Annotated in this window: 16 protein-coding genes; 4 read left to right on the forward strand and 12 right to left on the reverse strand. The window is 43.4% G+C overall.

The window, feature by feature from the left end:
• Positions 1 to 99 precede the first annotated feature (99 nt).
• Positions 100 to 2499: an ABC transporter permease gene (locus HMPREF1536_RS12195; protein WP_028729925.1), complete on the reverse strand. Its 2400-nt coding sequence runs from the start codon at positions 2497 to 2499 to the stop codon at positions 100 to 102.
• 13 nt (positions 2500 to 2512) lie between these two features.
• Positions 2513 to 4909, reverse strand: a complete 2397-nt coding sequence (locus HMPREF1536_RS12200) for an ABC transporter permease (RefSeq protein ID WP_028729924.1) — start codon at positions 4907 to 4909, stop codon at positions 2513 to 2515.
• 253 nt (positions 4910 to 5162) lie between these two features.
• On the opposite strand from HMPREF1536_RS12200, the gene HMPREF1536_RS12205 reads away from it, so the two are divergent.
• Positions 5163 to 5975, forward strand: coding sequence for a response regulator (locus tag HMPREF1536_RS12205; protein ID WP_028729923.1), 813 nt, complete (start codon positions 5163 to 5165; stop codon positions 5973 to 5975).
• A gap of 8 nt (positions 5976 to 5983) precedes the next feature.
• On the opposite strand, the gene HMPREF1536_RS12210 is transcribed toward HMPREF1536_RS12205, so the two are convergent.
• The 6 genes from HMPREF1536_RS12210 to HMPREF1536_RS12235 all read right to left on the reverse strand — a co-directional run bounded on the left by HMPREF1536_RS12210 (position 5984) and on the right by HMPREF1536_RS12235 (position 13686).
• Positions 5984 to 7300 carry a DUF4933 domain-containing protein gene (locus tag HMPREF1536_RS12210; RefSeq protein WP_028729922.1) on the reverse strand — a complete coding sequence of 439 codons (1317 nt, stop codon included), beginning with the start codon at positions 7298 to 7300 and terminating at the stop codon, positions 5984 to 5986.
• Positions 7301 to 7488: 188 nt separating this feature from the next.
• Positions 7489 to 7821 (reverse strand): type II toxin-antitoxin system PemK/MazF family toxin, encoded by a 333-nt coding sequence (locus HMPREF1536_RS12215; RefSeq protein WP_028729921.1) that lies wholly within the window; start codon positions 7819 to 7821, stop codon positions 7489 to 7491.
• The gene (locus HMPREF1536_RS12220) at positions 7818 to 8042 is read right to left on the reverse strand and encodes a hypothetical protein (RefSeq protein WP_028729920.1); all 225 of its coding nucleotides are present in this window, start codon (positions 8040 to 8042) and stop codon (positions 7818 to 7820) included. Before HMPREF1536_RS12220 ends, HMPREF1536_RS12215 begins: the two co-directional genes overlap by 4 nt.
• 71 nt (positions 8043 to 8113) lie before the next feature.
• A complete protein-coding gene (locus tag HMPREF1536_RS12225) occupies positions 8114 to 10801 on the reverse strand; it encodes an alpha/beta hydrolase family protein (RefSeq protein ID WP_028729919.1) in 2688 nt (895 codons plus the stop codon).
• A gap of 119 nt (positions 10802 to 10920) precedes the next feature.
• The gene (locus HMPREF1536_RS12230; protein ID WP_028729918.1) at positions 10921 to 12861 is read right to left on the reverse strand and encodes a TlpA family protein disulfide reductase; all 1941 of its coding nucleotides are present in this window, start codon (positions 12859 to 12861) and stop codon (positions 10921 to 10923) included.
• 150 nt (positions 12862 to 13011) lie between these two features.
• Positions 13012 to 13686, reverse strand: coding sequence for an ABC transporter ATP-binding protein (locus HMPREF1536_RS12235; protein ID WP_028729917.1), 675 nt, complete (start codon positions 13684 to 13686; stop codon positions 13012 to 13014).
• Between the two features lie 1366 nt (positions 13687 to 15052).
• Here HMPREF1536_RS12235 and HMPREF1536_RS12240 point away from each other — a divergent pair.
• Positions 15053 to 18907, forward strand: a complete 3855-nt coding sequence (locus tag HMPREF1536_RS12240) for a DUF6383 domain-containing protein (RefSeq protein ID WP_028729916.1) — start codon at positions 15053 to 15055, stop codon at positions 18905 to 18907.
• A gap of 212 nt (positions 18908 to 19119) precedes the next feature.
• On the opposite strand, the gene HMPREF1536_RS12245 is transcribed toward HMPREF1536_RS12240, so the two are convergent.
• From HMPREF1536_RS12245 to HMPREF1536_RS27100, 3 genes are read right to left on the reverse strand one after another with little or no spacing between them, the layout of a single operon-like run.
• Positions 19120 to 19698, reverse strand: a complete 579-nt coding sequence (locus tag HMPREF1536_RS12245; RefSeq protein WP_028729915.1) for an RNA polymerase sigma factor — start codon at positions 19696 to 19698, stop codon at positions 19120 to 19122.
• The gene (locus HMPREF1536_RS12250) at positions 19698 to 20087 is read right to left on the reverse strand and encodes a hypothetical protein (protein ID WP_028729914.1); all 390 of its coding nucleotides are present in this window, start codon (positions 20085 to 20087) and stop codon (positions 19698 to 19700) included. Before HMPREF1536_RS12250 ends, HMPREF1536_RS12245 begins: the two co-directional genes overlap by 1 nt.
• A gap of 27 nt (positions 20088 to 20114) precedes the next feature.
• Complete coding sequence (locus HMPREF1536_RS27100) at positions 20115 to 20336, reverse strand: 4Fe-4S binding protein (RefSeq protein WP_081693417.1); 222 nt, start codon at positions 20334 to 20336, stop codon at positions 20115 to 20117.
• 154 nt (positions 20337 to 20490) lie between these two features.
• On the opposite strand from HMPREF1536_RS27100, the gene nudC reads away from it, so the two are divergent.
• On the forward strand, positions 20491 to 21264 hold the full coding sequence (gene nudC / locus HMPREF1536_RS12255; protein ID WP_028729913.1) for an NAD(+) diphosphatase: 774 nt from the start codon (positions 20491 to 20493) through the stop codon (positions 21262 to 21264).
• 39 nt (positions 21265 to 21303) lie between these two features.
• Positions 21304 to 23436: a S9 family peptidase gene (locus tag HMPREF1536_RS12260; protein ID WP_044193393.1), complete on the forward strand. Its 2133-nt coding sequence runs from the start codon at positions 21304 to 21306 to the stop codon at positions 23434 to 23436.
• A 59-nt stretch (positions 23437 to 23495) separates the two neighbouring features.
• Here the strand turns inward: HMPREF1536_RS12260 and HMPREF1536_RS12265 are convergent, their stop codons facing one another.
• On the reverse strand, positions 23496 to 24002 hold the full coding sequence (locus HMPREF1536_RS12265; protein ID WP_028729911.1) for a hypothetical protein: 507 nt from the start codon (positions 24000 to 24002) through the stop codon (positions 23496 to 23498).
• Between the last annotated feature and the right edge of the window lie 389 nt (positions 24003 to 24391).

Raw genomic sequence — 24391 nt, forward strand, 5'->3', positions numbered from 1 at the left:
TGTAATTTCCTCTGCAGGAAACTGGAGTTTCTTCTGGTGGGAACTGGCGTTTCCTATGGAAGAAACTGGAGTTTCCTGCGAAAGAAACTGTGAGGAAATCTATTCGCTTTTTAAAACGTTAACGGGATTACCCGAAGCTGCGTTGTAAGTATGCCAACTGACGGTCAGTAATGTAATAAACAGTACGGTGATTCCGCCAAGAAGGAAGTGGAAAACAGACATATCGGTGTGATACGGAAATTGTTCCAGCCACCGGTTGAGGAACAGCCAGGCGATAGGGATGGCAATAACGAAGGCTATTCCTATCCAGCCTATAAATTGTTTATTCAGCAATAACATGATCCCTAATGTACTGGCTCCGTTCACTTTCCGGATGCCTATTTCTTTCGTGCGTTGTTCCGTAGCGTATAATGCCATACCGAACAGGCCGAAACAAGTCAGGAAGATACTGATCAGCGAGTACATGATCATTAATTCTGCCAGTTCGCTTGTTCTCCTGTTGCGTTGCATGAATTCTTTATAAACATCCTGAAAAGTGAAATATTTACCGGGATTCATCTTTTCCCATACTTCTTTAATGGTAGCGATTGTTTGCTGACGTTCTCTGTCTACTTTGATTTCTGCAAAAGCATATCGCTTATCATCATCCTGGCCGATGTAAATGATACTGGGGAAAACATCTTCTTCGAGTGAATTGGCAAACATATTTTCGACAATACCTGCAACGACCACTTTAGGGTGGTTACTGTCCTTTTCATATTCTTTTGAATCTTTGTCGTATTTACTCAGTAGCTGGCCGACCGGATTTTCTCCCGGCGGAATCAGTAGGTCTGCATATTTCCGGGTGATATAGGCCGGACTTTGGAATTGTCCGAGCGCCTTATCCGGCTCAACTCCCTGTATGATGTCGATTTTTAATGTTCTCAGGAAATCACGTCCTCCCATGTATTGCGCTTTCATATAATGGCTTTCACTTCCATTCTGGTTTTTTATATCTACGGGAGTTATTCCCATGTTTAGTAAAGGACCACCTGTAAGTGTTACATTTTCTACGCCGGGTATTTTTCTTATTTCGCGTGCAAAAGCCGGTAAGTAGGAATTGTCTGCTCCCCAATTGCCCACCTCGATTAATCCGTGATATCCTTCCGCTTTGTTTTGTATAAAATGAAGTTGGTTGTTAACTGTAAGTGTTGCGATGATCAGCCCGATAGAGACTGTATATTGGGCAATCGAAAGAGCCGTTACGATCCTTCTTTTCTTGTTTCCGGTGAAAAACTCGCGGTAGCCGGAGGCCGATAGTTTGGATATTTTCCGGCTGATATAAACGGAAGGAATGATCGATAACAGGAGTATGAACAGTGTGATAACCGGTAATGCCTGTCTGTTAAAGAAAAAAGAAGTCTCTATCTTTCCGGAAGTGATCGAATTGAATATCGGGATCAGATCATGTGTTATCAGCAAAGATAACAGGAAGGCTACCATGACGGTCAGGAATGTATCGATAAATAGCTGGCGGTTGATATCGTTTTTTGTTGCTCCCATCAGTTTTTCCGTATGGATCATCCGCACTTGTTGCAACAGGCGGGAGAAGTTGAGATTGATATAATTGAAACAGGCAATTAGCAGGATAAGAATGGCGGAGATCAGTCCGACATAAAGCAATGTCTTCTGTCGGCTGGTCATGAAGAAATAACTTTCCTGTGTGTATTTTTTGAAATAACTTTCTTGTAAAGTGTACAGGCTATATTTCCCATTAGGTACAAAGGTTTGTATGCCGTCTTTATGGATTTTTTCGGCAAACTTTTTGGTGTCGATCGGGCGATTAGTCATAAACAGACATACTCCTCCGGGGAGTGGCCCGTCATTTCCGATTACGGCATCGAAGTCGATATAAGATTGTTCACGCGATTTCAGGACAGCTGCAATCTGATAGGTCGTTTCATTATTTCCCTCTTCGTTTTCCTGTATGCGTGTCATTGCATAGTTTTCACCTGTTATGATCGTTTGACCGATCGGATTTTCTTTGCCGAAATACTTTCGGGCGCATTTCTCCGATAAGGCGATCTTGTTCGGTTGTGTCAACACCTCGTTCAAATCTCCATATAATACCTTATAAGGGAAGAAATGGGGAAACGAGGCTTCTGCTATCATGATTATGATGGGGTTGAAACGGGTATTGTTTACTTTTATGTAATCCATTCCGATATTATTGAGGCAGACATGATCTATGATTTCCGGATATTTTTCTTTGATCTCGTTCGCAATACCACCGGCAGTGAAACAAACCCGTTCACCTGGTTGGATCGGCGAATCCTGATCCATCATATAAATGGTCTCCCGGTTCGGGTTATCCGCTTCCAGGTTGTATTCATGGATGACAAATACGGCCAGCAGATTAGTACAGGCAATGCCGATCGCTAGGCTGACAATCGAGATGACTGAAAATGTTTTGTTCCGCCACCAACTGCGAAAGACGAGTTTGAATGCTACTGTTTTCATATTTGTAACCGGTTTATTCACTTTTTAAAACGTTAACGGGATTGCCGGAAGCCGCTTTGTAGCTATGCCAGCTGACAGTAAGTAGGGTAATGAACAGAACGAACAGTCCGCCCGTCAGATAAATACCGATGCCGATCTCCGTACGATATACGAAACTTTCCAGCCAACGGTTCATCAACGACCAGGTGATAGGAATTGCGATAACAAAAGCGATGCTTATCCAATTGATAAACTGCCTGTTCAGCAACAACATGATCTGTGAACTTGTTGCCCCGTTCACTTTCCGGATACCGATCTCTTTGGTGCGTTGTTCCGTAGCATATAAAGCCATTCCGAACAACCCGAAACAGGTCAGGAAGATACTGATGAAGGAATACATCAGCAGGAGTTGCGACAGTTCGGTCGCTTTATGGTTACGGGATAAAAAGTATTGGTAAACATCCTGATAAGAGAAATATTTCCCTGGATTGACCTTGTTCCATACCTGTCGGATAGTGGCGATGGATTTTTCTTTATCACCGTTGAGACGTATGTAGATATAGTTGAATGTACTTTTTTCACTGTTATTGATCTGGACAGTAAAAGGATACACCTCATTTTCCAATGAATTTGTATAAAGATTGCTGACGATCCCGGCAACTGTTGTAACCGGTGTGCCATCCGCAGAATCTTCGCTGTTATTATTGAATTCAAAGACACTCAACGGCTTTCCGATGGGATCTTCCCCTTTGCTGACCAATAGCTCGGCATACTTCTCGTTTATGTAGACCGGACGGCCCTGTTTTTCCAGGGCTTTATCGGGCGGAAGGCCTTCCAATAACTTAACCTGCAAAGCGTCCAGGATGCCGGAATCGCCGAAGTAATTGAGTTGAGGAACGTACCTTTCGCTGCCGTCTTCATTTTTCAGGACTGTTTGTACTATCCAGCTATCTAGGATGGAACCTCCGGCAAGGGAAACATGCGCAATCTCCGGGTGGTTCTTTAATTCACGGGCTAAGGGGCGGATGTAAGAACCGTCTTCCAGCCAATTCCCTATTTCGATCAGGTTCTTGTAATTTTCACCTCCTTTTCGGATAAAACCGATCTGGTCGTTTACCGTCAGTGTGGCGATAATAAGACCGATGGAGATAACGTATTGTGCAATAGATAGTGAGGTAACGATCCTTCTCTTTTTATTCCCGGTGAAAAACTCCTTATAGCCGGCGCTGGAAAGCCCGGAGATCTTCCGGCTCATATAAGCTGCCGGAACAATAGACAGAAGTAAGATAAACCCGCAGATCAAAGGCAGGGATTGCCAGTTGAAGAAGAAGGCTGTATGCAACCGGCCGTTTACGATCGAATTGAAGACCGGTAATAAATCATGTGTGATCAGCAAGGAAAAAAAGAAAGCGATCAGAACCGTAAGAAAAGTATCGATAAATAATTGCCGGTTGATCTCTTTTCCGGTTGCCCCCATCAGTTTCTGTGTATGGATCATCCGCACCTGTTGTAGTAAGCGTGAAAAGTTGAGGTTGATATAATTGAAACAGGCTATCAATAGGATCAGGATAGCGGAGATCAGCCCGACATAAAGCAATACCGGCTGCCGATAATTCAGATAATCCGATTTTTGTTGCTCGGAAGTGTAGAAGTAACTTTCCTGTAGCGTGTTCAGGTAGTAATTTCCCACGTCACCCTGTAAAGTCGGTATTTTGTCTTTCTTTAATTGTGCTTCAAAAGTTTTCCGGTCGATCGGCCTGTTCATCAGTAACAGGCTGGTACCGCCATAGAAAGAATCAGAAATAGCCGTTATCGCTTCCAGCTTTAAAAACGATTGTTCCCTGTCGGCAATAATGGCGGCAACCTGGTAAGCATGTTCGTTGTTTGCACTGCCTTTGGTGTTCAATTCTTCATCAGGAAGGCTGAAATGAATTATTTTACCGATCGGATTGGCTTTCCCGAAAAGTTTTCGGGCAGTTTGTTCTGTCAGGGCCAGTTTATCAGGCTGGGTCAAGGCCTCTTTCAGATCTCCGTAGAGTACTTTATAAGGGAAAAACTCCGCTAAAGATGGATCTGCGGAGACAAGGCGGACAGGGGCATGTTTCACATTATCAATGGAAATATATTTGACGGTTTGTCCGCTAATCCGGAGATAACTTTTGACCTCGGTGTATTTATCTTTCAGCATTCCGGGGATTTCAGCCCCCGCATATATCGTTTTCTCCCCGTTTTTCATCGGCCAGTCCTGACTGAGTACCCAGATATGTTCCTTATTCGGGTTCCCTTTCTCTATACCGTATTCATGAATGGTAAACACGGCCAGCAGGTTCGTACAGGCAATCCCGATTGCCAGGCTGACGATCGAGATAACGGAGAATGTCTTATTCCGCCACCAGCTACGCAGGACGAGTTTGAATGCGATTGTTTTCATCTGAATAATATTTTCCGTAAAACTATTCTCTTTTCGTTTGTAAGGCAAAGAATAAGAGAAAATAATCCGGTTGCCGATGCGAAACGTCTAATAATTGGACAGTGCTTCTCTACATGGAGCCTGCTCCGACCGGAGCAGATAGTATGCTCGCCTCGGAAAGCATCATCTGCTCCGTTCGGCGCAGGTTGTCTGCTGAAAGTTTTTTCTCTTTGGAAATAGAATAACGGATTATCCTTTTATCTTTGCTCCGGTTATGATAGACGGAAAGATAATAGTGGTAGACGATAACGAAGCGGTGCTTAAAACGTTGCGGATGATCCTTTCGCGCGAGTTCCGAACGGTGGTTTGTACCTCGCAACCGACCTTGTTGCCTGCTTTGCTCCGGGAAGATGACGTGGATGTCGTTTTGCTGGATATGAATTTTGGGACAGGCAAGCAGAGCGGGGGAGAAGGACTGTTTTGGCTGGATCGTATCCACGAACGCCCAAACCCTCCGGCAGTGATCCTGATCACTGCTTTTGGCGATATCGAACTGGCCGTCGCTTCCCTGAAAAGAGGGGCTGCCGATTTCGTTGTGAAGCCGTGGGATAACGAGAAACTGCTCTCGACCGTCCTTGCTGCCTGGAAAGCCCGTTCCGGGAGAAAACAAAATTCCTTTCGGAAGGATTCCGGGTTCCCTTCGGAAGAAACAGATTCCGTAGTTGTCTTACTTGTCAATTCCCTTCTGCGCAAATATGCGACGGCCTACGGTAAACCTTTTCCGGGCATCACGCCTGAAGCTCTGCAAAAACTGTCGGCAATGATGCTCAACGGCGATTTGGCCGCTTTGCAACAAACGATTGAACGGGCGGTATTACTTTCCAATGCTTCCTTATTGGATGCCGATGATTTTTATATAGAAGACTCAGCAACTCCGGTTTCCCGCCCTGTGACATTGGACGAAATGGAAAAACAGTTCATCAGCGAAGTGCTTGCCGAGAAGAAAGGCAACCTTACCCTTTGCGCCCAGCAGCTGAATATCAGCCGCCAGACGCTTTATAATAAGATGAAGAAATACAACCTGTAAAGAACGGTCTATTTAACAACGATCATCACATACTGATTTTCCTTTATTCTTTTGTTATCGAGCATATCGATCAGTTTCTGCTGCTGTGGAGAGCCGGTTCGTTTCACATTAAGCCTCATTTCAGTTAATGTGAGGATCATGTACAGGTATTCATCCGTCTGACCGTCCGGCCAGAAAGTAAATCCGCCATCCAGATCGTTGATGAATCCTTTCTCTCTCTTGGGGAGGATATATGTTTTTCCTTCTTCTTTCAGATAAACAGCCTGATAACTCAGTGTCGGTTTGTATTCGTATTCGAAATTCAGCCAGGATAAAATCTTTGGCCCGTTCTTCTGGTACATTCCCATGAATAACCCTTTCGGGTTTTCGTATAAGGTACGAAGCCATATTTTACCGTCTTTTATTTCTTTTCCAACCTCATAGTCAGCGAAAATGCCATGTTTCCCTAAATTGATAGCGTATAATGGTACGACTGTTTGCGGATCGCGAAGTTGATATACGGTGTCGCAGAACGGGATCATAAAAGTCATCCGGTCTTGCGTGTCGTTCCAGTAAGAGGTCTGGAAAAAAGGAATATTATCCGTCTGCTCCCGGGATAAAGAGGATTTACCCTTTAAATCAAACTTGCAGAGTGTTTCTCCTGCCGGATTAAAGGTCATCATGCTGGTGGGGATACCGCAGGAGTCTTCATAATGACTTAACATGTAGCCGTTGGAAGAGAAGCCCAGTAGCTTGTCGTTTCTCAGGTTGACGGTATATTTCTCCTCCAAAATTTCTGGGAAAATATACCGGTCGATAGTCAGCATTGTATCCAACGGAGGTAATGCTCCGATTTGCGGATCGAAAAGCTCCAGGCTTTCCTTGTTATTTTGATCCCTGCCGCTTAAAGCACAATACATCCGGGTGGTCTTTTTGTCGTAAAACAGATTATGCCCGTTCACATCATTATTCCACTTATAAACTAAAGCTTTGAAGCCATAACGCTTGCTGGGAATTCCGGCTTTCCGGTAATAGATCCGGGGATTGTTGAATGTGATAAAAGCATCACTGTCCGGCACGGCGATAGCTTGTGTAATCGTATAGTTCCCATCTCCAACGATGTAATAATCTATTTGTGAAGCGATCTGGCTTAGCTTCAGAGGTGTTGTAGATTTGTCGAGCGCCTCTGCTACATCTATATTGGCCGGGGCTGCGGATAGATCTACCTTTCCGCTGTATTTAGGAGGAGTGAACGAAGGGACACTTTTATCTTCTTTTCCTTTACAACTGCTCAGTATGCTGATCCATGCTGCACAAAGACAAATCAGGACGGGATATGTTTTCATGATATCAGGTATTAAATTGATTGGTTCAAAAATAAGAATTATTTATTGAATGGTGATTATTAAATACGATTTTATCGTTTGTTTACGAATGGATAGTAAAATATGGTCTTTTTGTTTGTGTATCTGTGTATTACCCTGTTGATAACTTTGTTGATAAACCTGTTGATAACAGATGTGGACAAAGGTCTTTAAAATATTGTTTGCTTGATCTTTTCTATTACTTCCTGAAAGGCCGGGCTCTTAATGCGGCTACAAATCTTTACGACATCCCGCTCAGTATATCCTCCGATCAGTTGGCATATTACATAACTCTTTTTAGATAGAGGTTTCGTCAACATTTCATTATCTAAAGGATATGTATATTGAGGATTATAATTTTTAGATGAAATCATTGCAATGTAGAAGAAATCTTCAGTTTCCTGTAGTTCGTCATTTGAGACAACAATAGCCATGTGAGGTTTGGTTGTCCCGTCCGGAAAAAGATAGTTTACTTCTATTATGTCTCTCTGATGGACTTTCATTCAGATAAGTATTTTTCTATATGCTTTGCCATAGAACGTTTTGAATTAGTGAAAAACAGCTTTTTCTCTTCTTCAATCTTTACTTCTTCTTCCGCTTCTTTCTTTTCAGAACGAATTTTCCACCCCATTTTTTTTGCCAGAAACTCGAATACAGAGACTTCCGACTGAGGAATATCCACTTGTATGCTTAATATGTTTCCTGTTGTTTTCATTTCGTTCATATATCTATATTACAAAGATATAAAGATTTTTCTAATCATTATATCTTTGTAATATAAAAGAAGTGTTCTTATCAGTAACCCAACTTGAATTCCTGATCGACAGCGGGAACGCCTTCACTCATCCATTGGGGCATTGGCTGTTTGTTCAGATAATGCTGGAAGAACTGGAACATACGTTTCTGGAAATCGATACGGTTTGCCAGCCGCATCGGCCAGTGGATCTCTCCCGGATAGTTTAGCATCCATACCGGTTTCTGCAGGCGTTTGAGTGCGATGAAGTACTCGATACCCTGATACCAAGGCACATGACCGTCGTTATCGTTGTGCATGATCAGGATCGGAGTTTCCACCTTATCCATATTGAACAAAGGAGAGTTTTCCATATATTGCAGCGGTGAATCCCACGGTGTACCGCCAATACGGCTCTGTCCGTGTTCATACTGGAAAGAACGGTTCAGTCCCGATCCCCAGCGGATACCACCGTATGCACTGAACATGTTAACGACCGGTGCACCTGACTCGATAGCAGAGAACAGGCTTGTGCGGGTCGCCAGGTAAGCAACCTGATATCCGCCCCAACTATGCCCCTGGGCGCCGATTGCTTTTTCATCAACATATCCTTTGGCGATCAGTGAAGTGATACCCGGCATAACGCAGTTATAGCAACTTTCTCCGGGATACCCGTCTACATAACGTACATCCGGATTGAAAATGATATATCCGTTACTGGTATAGAAATGATAATCGATCGTTGAACGATGAGGTTCCGGCATGTGGTAAGCATAAAGGGTTTCCGAATTACGCTCGTAGAAATTCACGATAACCGGGTATTTCTTGTTCGGATCGAAGTTTTCCGGTTTGTAGACAACCCCTTCTAGGGGTATCCCATCCAGTGATATCCATGATACCGGTTCTGCTGTGCCCCAGTTTATGTCGGCTTGTTGTTCGCCCCCGTTTGTTAACCGGACAGATTTCTTGAAAGCCAGGTCTGACAGGCGGATGTCCGGGTACTGTTCAAATGTCTCGGATGTATAAATGACGGCATTGGCATCTTTTGCCTTTACCGGAGTTTTAAGCATGAAGTTTCCGGCCAGTAATGTTTTAGGCACGGCAGGAGCAGAAAGGTGTGTGCTGTAATATCCCGAGCCTTTTGTCTTCTCGTTGAAAGCCAGCAGTAATTGAGGTTCAGTCAGATTGATGAACTTCTTCTCCTTATCCAGCTTAACCAGTCGGTATGATAACTGTTCTTTGCGTCCGTTCAGAGTAAGGTTGACGGGGGATGTCTGAGCCGTAGGATCGAATTTCCAGATATCATACCGGTCATAGATCAATAGATATTGGTCGTTGGCAGTCCATCCGGCCAGCCCGTGAGGTGACGGATAGTCAGGCACGTCATTATCCTCATCCCAGGCTGTAAATGAAGCGGGAGTCGTCAGACGATATTCTTTACCATCACTCATAGAACGTGTATACCAGGAGCTGTCTTGTGCACAATACCAGTAAGCATAAGCGCCTTTCGGGGAGAGAAGCATATGGGTATTGGTCGCTTTTTTGATTTGCTGGCGGTCACCGGTTTCGAGGTTGACTGTATAAATATCGTAGCGGCTTCTGCCTTCCCACATCTGTTCTGTTGCGTAGGGCAGATTGGTCGATAACAATGCTATGGATGCGTTGCCTTCCGTAGCAGTCTGAAGAGTCGGAATTTCTTTGTCAGCCAACTGAATCAGCTTGTTTTCGGGAATGTTATATACAGCGGCATAGGACTTTTTCAGATCCTTTTCCTTGTTGAACACCTGTTGGGTATATTGTACGGCTTCATCCCATTTCCATATCTGTACATCGGGACGATTATCGGCCAATACGGTCGTGTCCTTTTGTTGGGGAGCCGGGGCTGTACCGAAGAAAAGACGTTGTGCATTCTCCGAGAAACGAAGGTCGCCATTTTCGCTGATCACCCAGCCGGCAGGGATAAAACTTTGTTCCCGGTCTGCGATCTGGCGGGCAGGTGCATTATTTTCCGATAGATAAAGGGTACATTGTGTGGCTGTAGAATCTTTATCGGGGCTATGCAGAAAAGCTATTTTGTTACCTGTTTCATCGAAAGAAACTTTTTTGATAACTCCTTTTCCTTCAAAGATCAACGAGCGGCCTTTGTCGGGAGTGAAGGTGGATAAGGTGGAGTCTGTTGTATAATATAAGATATTTCCTTTTTTAGCGAAACCAAACTCTTTTACGTCAGCTATTATCGCCTCTTTGAGTCTGTCCAGTGAGCGGACGTGCAATACGGTATCTGATTTACTGTTTCTTTTATAGGCGATCCAGTCTGCGGTTTCAGAGAGTTTGTATGATTTTAAAGAGTCGATCGTCTCTTTCTTATCGGGAAGGTTGAAGATGATCAGTTCGTCTGCAGGCATCTCTTCTTCTTTGGCCTTTTTCAGTTTTAAGGCCTCTACTTTTTCCAGTTCCGGCTTTTTTGTGACCAGCAGATAGCGGGAAGATGCTGAAAATTCAGCATGTCCTGCCGGACGGAAAGAGGCTGTCATTTCTCCTTTAGCGTTATAAACCAGTATGCTGGCGTCTCCTCTCCAGGGTTCCATTTTGCAGGCTACCCATTTGCCATCATGCGAAATAGATTGTTCGGTGATCCGTTTCCAGCTAACCATCTCCTCGAATGTCATTGCCTTTTTTGCTTCCTGTGCAGAAAGTGTACAATAAGCACTCAGACAAATAAAAAATCCCAATTGTTTAAGATACCTCATAAGATCGATTACGTGTGTTATGTTTATGATATGCAATATTACGACTTTTTGATTTTACCACAAAAAAAGCGGAGACCTTTACCGGTACTCCGCCTTCATTAAGTGCTATATTCTGAATTTTATTTCTTCAATTGCTCCTCGATCATCTCCTTCATCCTGTTTACTCCCATGAAACCGACCTGGAAATGAACCGGGGTTCCGTCTTTGGCTAGTACCATGTAGGAAGGTACGCCCTGGATACCGAACTTCTTTCCCCAGTAATCCCATTGGTCGGAAGTGACGCGGTAATGATCGCCTTTGATGTCGGGGATCATTTGCTCCCAGGCTCCTTTCGGAGAGTTTTCGGCGGCAAGATAGAGGAATACGACCTCTTTCCCTTCAAACTCTTTCTTCACCGGCTCCGATTGCTCCATAGCCATACGGCAAGGGCCGCACCATGTTGCCCAGAAGTCGACGAATACCACTTTTCCGCGATAAGGAGTCGTGATGGCGTTGAACAACTCTTCGGCAGGGATATCGGCTATGTTTACCCGGTCGACCGTGTAGCCGGATTTCTTTTTGTTCTCTTCAATCGTCTGTTTGAGTTTGTCGTTCATCGTTGTGAGCACCTCTTTAATGACAGGAGAAATCTTTCCGGCCTGAGCCAGTTCCTCGTCGGTTAACGGCTTGAACTCCTGGATGGGGCGTGCCAGTTTCTGAGAAGCGATCAGGTCGAACAGAATACCTTTGTCCGTGCCCATTAATTTGGCAAGGTCAGCGGTGTTGTCCGGTGCTTCTTTAGCCCCTTCCGGAGTCGGTTGCCCGGAGATATTGGCATATTGAAGGCTCCTTAATATATAGCTGTAATTAGAAGCATACAATCCGATAGGATCGTTTGGAACAAGCCGGGGAATGAAATCGTAGTATCCGGCCGTGATAACCGGCTGTACAAATCCTACGGCAGCCGAGTCACGTGGAATATTGTTGGCTCTTCGATAGGCGTACTCCAGCACATAATATCCCATTAATTGTGTGGATGTTTCTATATCTGCATTTATTAATAGAATTTTACGATATGCATCGCTGATTTCCGGATATTTATCCAGCTCTTTGATCCCTTTCTCCCTGCGATCTAGCCAGTATTGTTTGTACTGGTCGATATTCATACCGGCAACATCCTTGAACATCTGTTCATATTCTTCCTGCGAATTGATATTGACCGGGAGATAGCGCAACGGACTGTTGCAAGCTTCATTATTTAAGGCAGCCAAAGCCCCGCTGAAATAATATTTCTCGCCTAACGACGGTTTATCTTTCTGCAATTTGGATTGTGCACGGCATATTTCCGGGAAGTTTATCTCCACGGAAGTCGTTTCTCCCGGTTTCAGGTAGACCGGAACCTGCATAAAGCTGGCTGATACATTGACCACAGAGATATGGTTAAGGGGAATTTCCAGGGTGAAATCTCCGTTCTTATCCACGATGATTTTATTTTCATCCACATCACCGGTCACCGGATTGTATGTCCATGTAGCTCCCTGCAATTTCATTTCCGGGATGAAACCGGCAATATGGCCTTTCAGTGTAGCTATACCGGTTTTAAGTTCGGGAGTTTCCAATACAGGCGCTTCCTTCGGGTTCTTTTTTCCGGCAAGGGGAGAGTAAGCCGGTTTGCCGTCCAGGTGGATGCCCCAGATACTGAATGACCCCTCGAAATCTCCTTCGGAGAAATCGACAGTCGCCGTATTTTCAGGTAGCGGCGGGAAGATCATCTGGAAAGAATAGGTACCCGATTCAGGCATCCATATTTCTTTATCCAGTTCCATACCGATGCCCGACAGGATTTTGTATTGTTTCCCGTCCGCCTGCAGATAACTGTCTTTGGCAATTTTTATCCAGTTGTTGGGACGATAAAAAGCGTCGATATATACGATCGTTGCCGTGTCGTTCAGTACGATTTTCTGTACTTCGATAGAAGTGGAACTCCATGCGTTGAATGCCGGAAGTTCGACTATCCGTTCTTTTGCCTGCAACATCGTGCAGCAGAAGAAAACAATAAGTGATGTAATTGTTTGTTTCATATCAATGGAATTAGAATTAAATATTCACCGAATCGGACTGAAATATATGAATATAATTCTGTTAATCATAATAATTACGATTTTTTCGTAATAAAATAACGCTTTTTATCTATTCAATGCATTTTTTCTGTTTAAAACGGTTCTCCTGATTTAAACGACGGTTTCTGTAACCACCTGCCCGTCGAATAAATTAATGATGCGTGACGCATACCCTGCATCGTGCTGGCTGTGGGTTACCATTACGATGGTAGTTCCTTCTTTATTGAGTTCGCTAAGCAGATTCATTACTTCCTGCCCGTTTTTACTATCCAGGTTACCGGTAGGCTCATCGGCAAGGATCAGTTTCGGGTTGGCAACGACGGCGCGGGCAATGGCAACACGCTGTTGCTGACCGCCGGATAGCTGTTGAGGGAAATGCTTCTCCCGGTGAACGATAGCCATACGCTCCATCGCTTCCCGTACTTTTTGTTTTCTTTCGGAAGCCGAAACACCCATATAGAGCAGGGGAAGTTCAATATTTTCGTATACGTTCAGTTCGTCGATCAGGTTGAAACTCTGGAATACGAACCCGATAATCCCTTTGCGTAATTTGGTGCGTTGCGCTTCGGTAAAACCGGAGACTTCGGTTCCGTTCAGATAATATTCACCGGCCGTAGGGTTGTCCAGCAGTCCCAGAATGTTCAGCAGCGTAGACTTACCGCAACCGGAAGGCCCCATAATCGCTACAAACTCTCCCTCTTTCACTTCAATATTCACCTTGTTCAAAGCCCATGTTTCCACTTCTTCTGTGCGGAAAATTTTCTCTAATGCTACTGTTCTAATCATGAGTAATAGATATTTAATTTGATAAGAAGAAAACAAAAGCTGTGCCAATGTTGTAAATGCTTGTTTATTACGATGTTGTTTGGTTCTCGGATTTCTTTCTCTGTGCATATCCGCACGAATAGGGTTCGGAAACGCACAGACGGATGATGATTTGACAAAATGATACTAGTATAGCGACTAATTGGGATTAATATAGCGGGTAAAATGAATTAGTATCGCGACTAATATTTTTTAATATACTAAAAGGATAGAAAAAGGTGAGTCTACAATACTTACTAAGTATATTTAGAGAAACAACTATCATACTATCACTAGTCCATTTAATACCGTTATAATCAAGGCTCGCAACAGTGATAGTTGCCGATTTTAACTATCACTCATCTATCACCCTACTATCACTGTCTCGTCCTGAAACCGGATACATGCCGGTCTTTTTACATGTGATATATATCTAATTATCAGATATATGACGACAGATATCGCTTTGTATCCGGCTCTTGACGCTCTCGAAGCTCGGATATAAGCATCGTCGAGACACAGGTGTAGAATAGGTTGATATGGAGGTTTTGAGAACAAGGAGTTAGTATTTCAATGATAACCTATTTAAGGATTACACTATTAACTGAACCTATTTCAGGACAAGACAGATCAACCCGGATTGGTAATATTACTGTATCATATATTGTGATACTGAATTATCATATATTATGACACTAGAGTACCATATATTATGACACAACAGTATTACAATATATGGCATTTTTATCTTCTAAAGACCAGTAATTTACCAGTCAACGATCCTTCCGGATGCGAATGGCTGTAAGTTTAATGCCATCTCGTAGACGGCTTACGCCTCTTGGGCTGGTTGGTGTTTATTCGCCAAACCAGGTAATACGTTGCATAAATCGTGTTGTTTCGTCCGATAATACTCCTATTTCGGAAAATTAGGAGCATTTTTCCTTGCTGATTCGAAAAACCTCTTTACCTTTGCAACAGATTCCGTAGCGAGCAGAGGCTTGCGATATACGGTATCAATTACATATTGTAAGTATTTTACGAAGATTATTCCTACTCTAAAAATCTGGAAAATTTTAAGTATGGGGGAATAATGGACAGTAAATGCTTGCGCTGACTACGTATGAGTTTATCTACCTTTGTGGTGGATTATATTATATCGTATAGGCGCGGGCTATTGTTTCATTATCACCATACGGGGCTTTTCCAGATGCCTTAGAGTTGATAATGAGCAATACGTTCGCGTCTTTTTTATGCCTGTTCATAATCATTCGCGAGGATATTCTCACCCTCCGTAAAATTAGTTGTTAGTTTTTTTACTCTAATTTATAAACAATTAATTTTAAAGATTATGAACAAAAAGTTTTCTACGCTTATGGCAGTCTTCCTGGCTGCCGGTGCAACATTCACGGCAGAGGCCGGTGTGGTGTTGGTGAAAGGTGGGGATGTAGCTGATAATCAAAACGTGATTATTGCAGCACAAAAACTCCCGACAAATGGAGATCCGATAAATGTATTGACTGTAAGTGGTGGTAATTTAGCATTCGAACAAGTTTCTAATGCTAATATAGAGTCATCTAATAGTCTTTGGACAATTGGGACTTCTAAAACAAAATTGATATGGAAACAAACAGGTACTGGTGGGTTGAAAGGTTCAACAGGAACTTGGTCTTTTAACGCTTCTGCAGGAGTTCTGCAGACGTTAGCTGCCGGAAGCGGAGATTTAGACGGTATTAAAATCACGGATGATGGATCAAATTACTTAGATCTTTCGCAAGGAGCAGATGCTAATAAGGCATCAGAAGCAGTTGCTTACTTCTACATGGTAACTACTCCTGTATTGACTGAGACATCAGAACCTACTCCTATCACCATTGGTGCTAATAAGTATCTGGTTGTTAAAGCTGATGGAAAGGCTGATCTGGTAGATTGCGGTACTTATAAAGAATTACTGATTCTAGGTTATACCCCTGATCAATACATGTGGAATGTAGATGCTGACGGAGTTATTTCTTTGGCTTCTGATCCTGCTGTTAAAGTTGCTGGCATTAGTTCAGCTGCAACTGTTACATTAGGTTCTACTGGTGCTAAGGTTGAAAAAGCTGGTACTAATTTGTATGTAAGTGGAGAGAAAGTTGGTACTAACTTTTTGACATCTAATGTTATTGCAGCAAGTGATGGTGCACTGACTTCCAATATTACTGCAGATGCTTTATATAAAGATGCATCTGTAGCCTTTGCTGCTGGTGAAACATTTATGATTCATAGATCTAGCAATAATGTAGCGGATAAGTATATTTCTAAAACAGCCGGAGTTGCTTTGGCAGATGCTGCTGCAGGAAATGCTGCATATTGGACTGCAGAAGCTGTTAACTCAGATGGTAATGTTTATCGTTTTGTGAATGCTGATGGTGAAATTCTTGATTTGGCTAATATTCAGAAATTTATCGTAAAAGAAGTTCCTGCAGTTGATGGCAATGGTCTGTTGTATTATTTGCTTGACGAAACTGGCAAGAAAGTAATAACTTATACTGGTGGTAGTTATGGTGCAAGTGAATTTGCTACTGCAACAAATATTGTAGCGTTCTCTTTCCACAAAGCCGCCTCAACCGCTTATGAAGCCGGTGCTTTGGTAGCAAAGTTAGGTGATGGTTTCACAATGACCTTGTCAAATAAGAAAGATGGCGTAACTGACTTACAGGGTAATCCGTTCCTGGGTAAGCTGAAAGTTGTTAAGCCAAAGATGGATGGTAGCAAAGTTACCGGATTTGAATCTTATAAGTCTACTGACGTTGTAACTTCTTATATGTTGGCAAACGACGAAGGTATCATCGTGCTGAACCTGAATCAGAAAGAAAAATGGTCGGTTGAAGGTATCACTGAATTCAACGGAGTAAATGGTGGTTTCAAATTCCAGACGATTTCTGAAGATGATATGAAGACTATCATGAACTCTAAATCTGGTGATGCTGCTTACGATGTAAGAAAACAGATCGCTTATACTTTCTCTGTCAATCATAGTGCTGCAGATCAGAATGCAATCAGCTCTATTGAAGTAAAGGGTGTAGCTCCTGCTACTAACACAAATACTTATCGGGTTATTTCATATAATAATGACGAAGGTTACTTCCTGTCTGCAGGTAAGACTTTACCGTCTCAGGTTGGTGTATTAGTTTACGCATCCTTTGGTAGCGATGCATTTGTTTTAACAACAGATGAAGCTAACAATCCGTTGAACTATAAGTATGTAAATATTACATTCATCTCTAAAAATGCCAAAGTAAACAATAAAGTGTTGGCTATGGGTGAAGATGGTGATGTTGCTGCTGTACAGGCTAGCAAGTTCTTATTCAACAAACCGGAAGGACAATGGGCTGTAACTGCTACAAACGGTGTAAAGAATACTGCAACTAAGAAATCTGAGGCTTATGCGTTTACATTCACAAACCGTGAATCACAGAAACAAATAGTTAAAGTGGCAAATATGTATTCATTGGGTAACGACAAGTATGCTGTAAGCTATACCGATCGCAATCCGTTCGGATTCTCAACTTCTTCACGCGATACATTGGTTATCACTCCTTCTGCTGCTTCAGAATTGGATAACAACACTGTTCAGATGGACGGTTACGCTAACTTCAAAGCATTGGATGTACAAGATAATCAATATCGTCTGGCTGTAGCTTCAACAGAAGAAACTAACTTCTACGTTACAGAAAACCATTCAGGCAAACACCTGCTGGGGCTGACTAAAGAATTGGAAGGCGCTGCAACATGGAAACTGGTTCCGCTGACAGCAAAAGCTACTTATGGCTCATTCGGTACATTGAAAACTCCGACAGATTCAATCTATCAGATCTCTCAGGTGGGTTACTATGATGCTAAGGGAAGATATCAGACTTACAGCGACACGCTGGCTATCATCAGCTACGCTTTACAGAATGCTGCTAACGACGAATATCTGACTTACGAAAATCCTCAGACTTTGGATATCCTGTCTATGATTTGCGATAAGGACTCTAAGAGTTATTCAACTTCCAAAGATCTGAATGCTGCTTACCGTTTCATCCTGAAAGAAAAACAGAATGGTTTGTATAACCTGGTTGGTGTATCACAGAATACTAACAAATCGTTTGAGATAGACTTGGGTAAGAAGTTGTATGGCGCAACAACAACTAAACAGGGTGCTGTGGAAGTTGAAGCTGCTTACGAACAAGTAAATTCTAACGACCTGTTCGACCTTCAGTTGGTTGCTGCTCCTGAATATCGCTTGAAGAACATGGGTGATACGATCCGTATCTTCCGTCAGGAAAATGAATATGATCAGATGTATGAAAACGGTGAATTCCTGAACCTGGGTAATAAAGCTCAGTTGAAAGACATGGCTCCTGCTTTGTATGTCGATACTGCTTATGTGAACCGTGGCCACAACAGCCGCTACCAGTATCTGTTGGTTGTTAATCCGAAGTATGTACCTGAACAGGAATGTACTATCCCGGGTCACCCGACAGTTCATCCGGATACAACTTATGGTCGCTTCCTGGTTAACCTGGTTGATACTGCTTATATTGCTTACACGAAGGGTGCTATCCACACTAACAAGTATATTAATGTAGGTGAAGCAGGTGAAAACTTTGCTAAGTTAGGTTTCGTATATGGTTTCCGCACAGGCGATAAACTGTATATCACTGACAAGAACTATAAGAAGAGTGGAAAAACATCTGACGTGATCGACTTGAGTACAAGTGCTTTCAATACAGCTAAGTTTGCCTTCCAGTATATCAACCCGATCAACCATGAATCAGACGGTTCATTCAAGATCCAGACAGGTTACTATGATTATGATGCTTATGTAGCTAATGGTAAACGCCCGGATGTATCTAACAACGGTTATTTAAAGAACATCAACGGTGTAGTAGTTGTTGCTAAGGGTTACGAAGCCGGTGACAAGTTTGATCTGGCTGCTGAATCATCAGCTCCTGTTGCTAACGAAAACATCAATGCTTCTGAAGTAACAGTTATCGCTGGCGAAGGTACCGTAACAATCATGGGTGCTGCCGACAAGAAAGTAGTTATCAGCAACGTTCTTGGCCAGACAATTGCTAACACAGTTCTTTCTTCTGATAAGGCTGAAATCGCTGCTCCTGCTGGTGTAGTTGTAGTAGCCGTTGAAGGCGAAGCTGCTGTTAAGGCAATCGTAAAATAAGAAACTATTTATAATCAATAAATTTAAATTTGACTGCGCGGTGATATCGGACAAGAATCAACCAATTACCCCGTGAGGGCGAACAAGCGGTCGTATTAATACTAAAGTAATGAAATAAAGTTCTTCTGTTCGATCTCTGTGAAGAGCAAAAACAGACAAAAAAAGTCTCCTCCGGCATATTTGCTAGGGGAGACTTTCTTATAACGTTACGTCTAAAGAATCTCATCATACAAACTACTTAATCTTTTCCGAAGGAATAAAACCGCATACCTTTTGCGTGATATCAACGTATTGACCGGTATTCCGGTCGATTCGGCAATCTCTTTGAACGGGACACCTTCCAGTTCCGTCAGTTCGAAAACGGTTCTCTGCTCATCCGGCAATTCGAGTAATGCATTTTCCAGCTCTTCCCAAACCATCGCACGGAGATAATCCATTTCCGGCGACTGATCTTCATCCGGCATCAGTTCGGACAGTTCCTTCAGAAAGGTACCATCCTCATCATACCCCGAAAGATAAGGCATTTCCTCCTCCCGGTGCTTACGGCTACGGTCGATTATCTGGTTGCGGGCAACGGAGTATAACCAGGCAGAGATCTGTTCGATCGGATTATCTGCCTGGTCGTTTTTCATAAACTGGTAGAATACGTTTTGCAGGATATCTTCGCTGTCTTCTTTGGATGAGACACGCCGGGCTATAAAACCTCGCAGCTGTGCCTGGTATTTCTTGAAGATATCCGCAATGCGTACACTCCGTTCCTCATTCGGGAGGGTCTTGTTTAAGTGCTCCATCATTCCGGTTTATTGTCGGAACCGGGGCGCTGCATCCCGTTCCTGCCGTTGCGGAATTCTGCCATCTGACGGCGTATATGCTCCCGGCGTTCTTCCCACGGCATATTTCTCATTTGCTCATGGAAGCGTTCATGCTCTTCCCGGCTACCCCAGAATGCACCCGGGTGATGTCCGAAGTGTCCGAAAGGGCCGAACTTCCCGAAGCCACCGAACAAGATGCGGGTCAGCACCATGAAGCCCAGCGCCTGCCAGTAGTTGATAGCCGACCAGCCGATAACAGCCGGGATCAAAAGGTTCCACAGATACATAACAGCCAGACCGGCCAGTGCAAACAGGGCGATAAAAAATAATATGGCTAATGCTCCTCTTAGTTTTCCTGAATTTCTCATTGTGATTTGATTTTTTGATGTTGTTTTTTACTCTGTTATTAATTCGATCGCATGGGTATTGCAAACATTTACACAGTTGCCGCATCCTACGCAATTATCCGGATTGATAACGGTAGCGTAGCTACAGCTACCGTTGTTCACCATCTTCAATACATCTCTCCGGCATCTCTTTACACAATGCCCGCATCCGCTACACTCGTATGCAAAGACTTGTAAAGATATTACTTCTTTTCTCTTTCTTCCGAACATTTTCTGTTTCCATTTAATAATTAAAATTGCTTAGTAAGACATGCCTTCTATTTTGGTAGACGATTGGGGCGGAAGAATATTTTAAATAGAAATCTTTTTTTGATGTATATTTTACATTAGTCTGTATATTTGCATCATTCAAACGAAAAAAGTGATGAACAATATAAATAATACGCCAGCATATTGGTTTATTTTCTTCAACGATCAGTTACTGCTTCAGAAAAAAGGTGAAACTTATACGATCCCTTATAGTATCAATCCCCCTGTTCAAGTCGGCCATGTGTTGGAAGTCGGTTCACTTCAGGATATACCCTGCCGTACTGCATCTGTAGATATCCCCTTGGAAGAGACAGCCGGGTATCAGCCGATGGGCTTGCGTGCTTCGTATGATTTTCTGGATGGCGCTTTGCATAAGATGGCGGGAAAGGCCTATGAACTGGTTTATTGGGATCAGCACAGCCGCTTTTGCCCTTCATGCGGAACAAAGACGGTGATGCAGACAGCCATTTCCAAACAATGCCCGGCCTGTAAATACGAGATTTATCCGGCTGTTTCCGCTGCTATTCTGGTATTGATCCGTAAAGAAGATTCTATTCTTTTGGTTCATGCCCGTAATTTCAAAGGATCTTTTCATGGCTTGGTGGCCGGTTTCCTGGAAACAGGGGAGACGCTGGAAGAATGTGTAAAGCGGGAAGTAATGGAGGAAACCGGATTGGAAATCCGCAATATCACCTATTTCGGTAACCAGCCCTGGCCTTATCCCAGCAACCTGATGGTGGGCTTTATTGCCGATTATGCCGGAGGAACGATCCGTTTGCAGGATGAAGAACTGAGCGAAGGCGCATTCTTTACGAAAGATAATCTGCCGGAACTTCCCCGGAAGCTCAGCCTGGCCCGCAAGATGATCGACTGGTGGCTGGAGCAATAGGATTTGTAGTCATTGTATAACCTCAAAACAATAGTATTTATGTGTAAAAAACTTACCTTTTTATCTTGTCTGGGACTTTTACTGCTGGCTTTGCCGATAGTAACTGCTACGGCGCAGGTCACTACCGCGGATTACCTGCGCGCAGATACCTTTCTGACATGTTCTTCCAGGATGTATGCTGCTGCTGTTGCACCTGCCTGGCTCGACAGTTCGCATTATTTCTGGTATAAGAATCATGAACGAGGAGGAGATTTCTATTATCTGGTGAATGCAAAGACCGGAAAAAAGCAACGGGGAACGGATAAGAAGCAGCTGGCCTCTTTCCTGACCGGGAAACAAAAGCCTTTGGCTGAAATCCTGTTGAAAGAAGAAGATAAGAATGAGAACCGGCGGAGAACCGGTGAAGAGGCAAAACCGGTCGTTTCTCCCGATAATAAATGGGAAGCCTATATCAGGGACAACAACGTATATATCCGTCCTGCCGGGGAAGAAAAAGAGAAGAAGAAAGAAGAAATAGCCCTGACAACCGACGGGACGACGAACCTGTTTTACAGTTCCTATATGATCTGGTCGCCCGATTCCCGTAAACTGGCCACTGTGAAGGTTCGTGGCGTGCAGGAACGCCGTATCCCGCTTATTCAGTCCAGTCCCGAAAGCCAGCGCCAGCCTATTCTTCAGTGGCGCGACTATGCCAAGCCCGGCGATGTGATTGAAGTTTGCCTGCCTGTCTTGCTGGATGTGGAATCACGCCGGCAGATCCCGTTGGACGTAGAGCCGTATGCTAATCAGTTCTCCTTGTATCTGACCGGTTGGCGCAAGGATAGCCGTGCTTTCACCTTTGAGTTCAATCAGCGCGGGCATCAGCGTTATATCGTAGGCGAGGTAGATGCCACCGACGGTAGTATCCGTCATCTGGCCGATGAGCAGTCGAAGACTTTTATCCATTATTACCAGAACTACCGTTACGACCTGAACGATGGTAAGGAAATGCTTTGGAGTTCGGAGCGCGACGGCTGGCGCCATCTTTACCTGATGGATGGGAATACGGGAAATGTAAAGCAACAGGTAACCAAAGGCGAATGGGTAGTTCGCCGGGTTGACTTTGTGGATGAAGCCAGCCGCACGGTCTATTTCTATGCTTCCGGTTTCAATAAGGGAGAAGATCCTTACAACCTTCATTATTGCCGTATCAATCTGGATGGGACAGGCTTTACCGATATGACTCCCGAAAATGGGAATCACCGGATCTCTTTCTCTAAAGACCGGGCTTACTTCGTAGATACTTATTCACGACCTGACTTCCCGGCTGTCAGCCAGTTAAGAAAGACGGATGATGCTTCTGTGGTAACCGTACTTGAAAAGTGCGATGTCAGCGACCTGGTGGCGGAAGGTTGGCAAATGCCTGAAGTATTCTGTGCCAAAGGGAGAGACGGTAAAACGGATATATGGGGGAATATTTATCGTCCTACCGGCTTCGATCTGTCCCGTTCTTATCCGGTTGTTGAGATGATCTATGCCGGGCCGCACGACTCGCATGTGGATAAGGATTTTAAACCCGCCCATCATCTGATCTCCCGTTTGGTGGAATTAGGTTTCGTGGTCGTTTCGATCGACGGAATGGGAACATCCAACCGTTCGAAAGCCTTCCATGACGTATGCTGGAAGAACCTGAAGGATGCCGGTTTTCCGGATCGGATCGCCTGGATAAAAGCGGCCGCAGAGAAATACCCGTCGATGGATACGTCGCGGGTCGGTATCTACGGCTGGTCGGCAGGCGGACAGAATGCAATGGCTGCCTTGCTGTTTCATAACGACTTCTATAAGGCGGCGGTCGCTTTATGCGGTTGCCATGATAACCGGATGGATAAGATCTGGTGGAACGAACAATGGATGGGGTATCCTATCGACGAGTCTTACAGTGCTTCTTCGAATGTGGATAATGCGTATCGCCTGAAAGGTAAGTTGCTGCTGGTTAACGGTGAACTGGACGATAATGTCGATCCCGCTTCTACTTTGCAGGTTGTCAATGCCCTGATGAAAGCGAACAAGAAGTTCGAGCAACTCTATCTGCCGGGCAAAGGACATGCTTTAGGCGGGCCGTATGAAATGCACCGCATCCACGATTTCTTTGTAAAGAATTTATTGAACCAGGAACCTCCCGAATGGGAATAAAACAAATAATGGCACAATATGAATACCGAGCGTTAATCGTATTCATATTGTGCCGTTTATTATTGATTTTCCAATGCGTTAACCCATATATCGAGACATAGCTGAGGATATAAGTAGAAACTTTCTTCCAGTGTTCCTACGGCTTTCATCTTTTCAGAGATCTCGTCAGCAAGAGCCGGTTTGGAGCTGACAAGCAGGTCATAGGCGATATAGGAGAAAAAGTCCGGTTTACCTTTCAGGAATTTATCCATCACCAAATAATAAACATTAGGGGAAGTGGATAAAACGAAACTTTTGAAATCCTTATATTCTTCCGTTTCCATATACATATGCGGGTTACCGGCCACTGTCATTTCATCGCACTTTTCCAGAAACAGGTCGAATTTCTCATTAAATATTTTTCTATCGGACTTGGTTGTTAATCTTAATCCGGTATTGATCCTCGCACGCAGATCGGGAGTCACCTTATATACATCCGGCTCCTGGAAGTTTTCACTATCGCAGGAGGTAAAGAATATCAGAGCGATTGAGACTAGCAAAAGTGCCAATATCTGTAATTTAGTCATAAATGTCTGTACTTTTTTGTATTATTTCTTAATCGTAAGACGCAATAATTCAAAGGAATGCTGCATCTAAGACGTTTTCTTTATAACAATTATTACTAATAAAACGGATAAAAAATGAAAATACTGCATAAAGGTTGAAAAAAAATATTCATTTGTCGATTTCGTATATGTGGAGCCCATATCTGGAATGAGTGAAAGTTTTAGGATTTTCATCGGGAATATTAAGTTTAAAGGTCTGCATATCTAAGCAATTTCCTCTATTATTTTTTTATTGTAAAGATTAGTTTACAAAAAAGAAAGGCTTGCTTTACAAAATAGTAAGATATGCCTTGCAAATATGTAAGGCTAGCGTTACTTTTATAAAATATTGGAGAATTGCCATAATTTGT

Source organism: Parabacteroides gordonii MS-1 = DSM 23371 (assembly GCF_000969825.1).
Taxonomy (GTDB): Bacteria; Bacteroidota; Bacteroidia; order Bacteroidales; family Tannerellaceae; genus Parabacteroides; species Parabacteroides gordonii.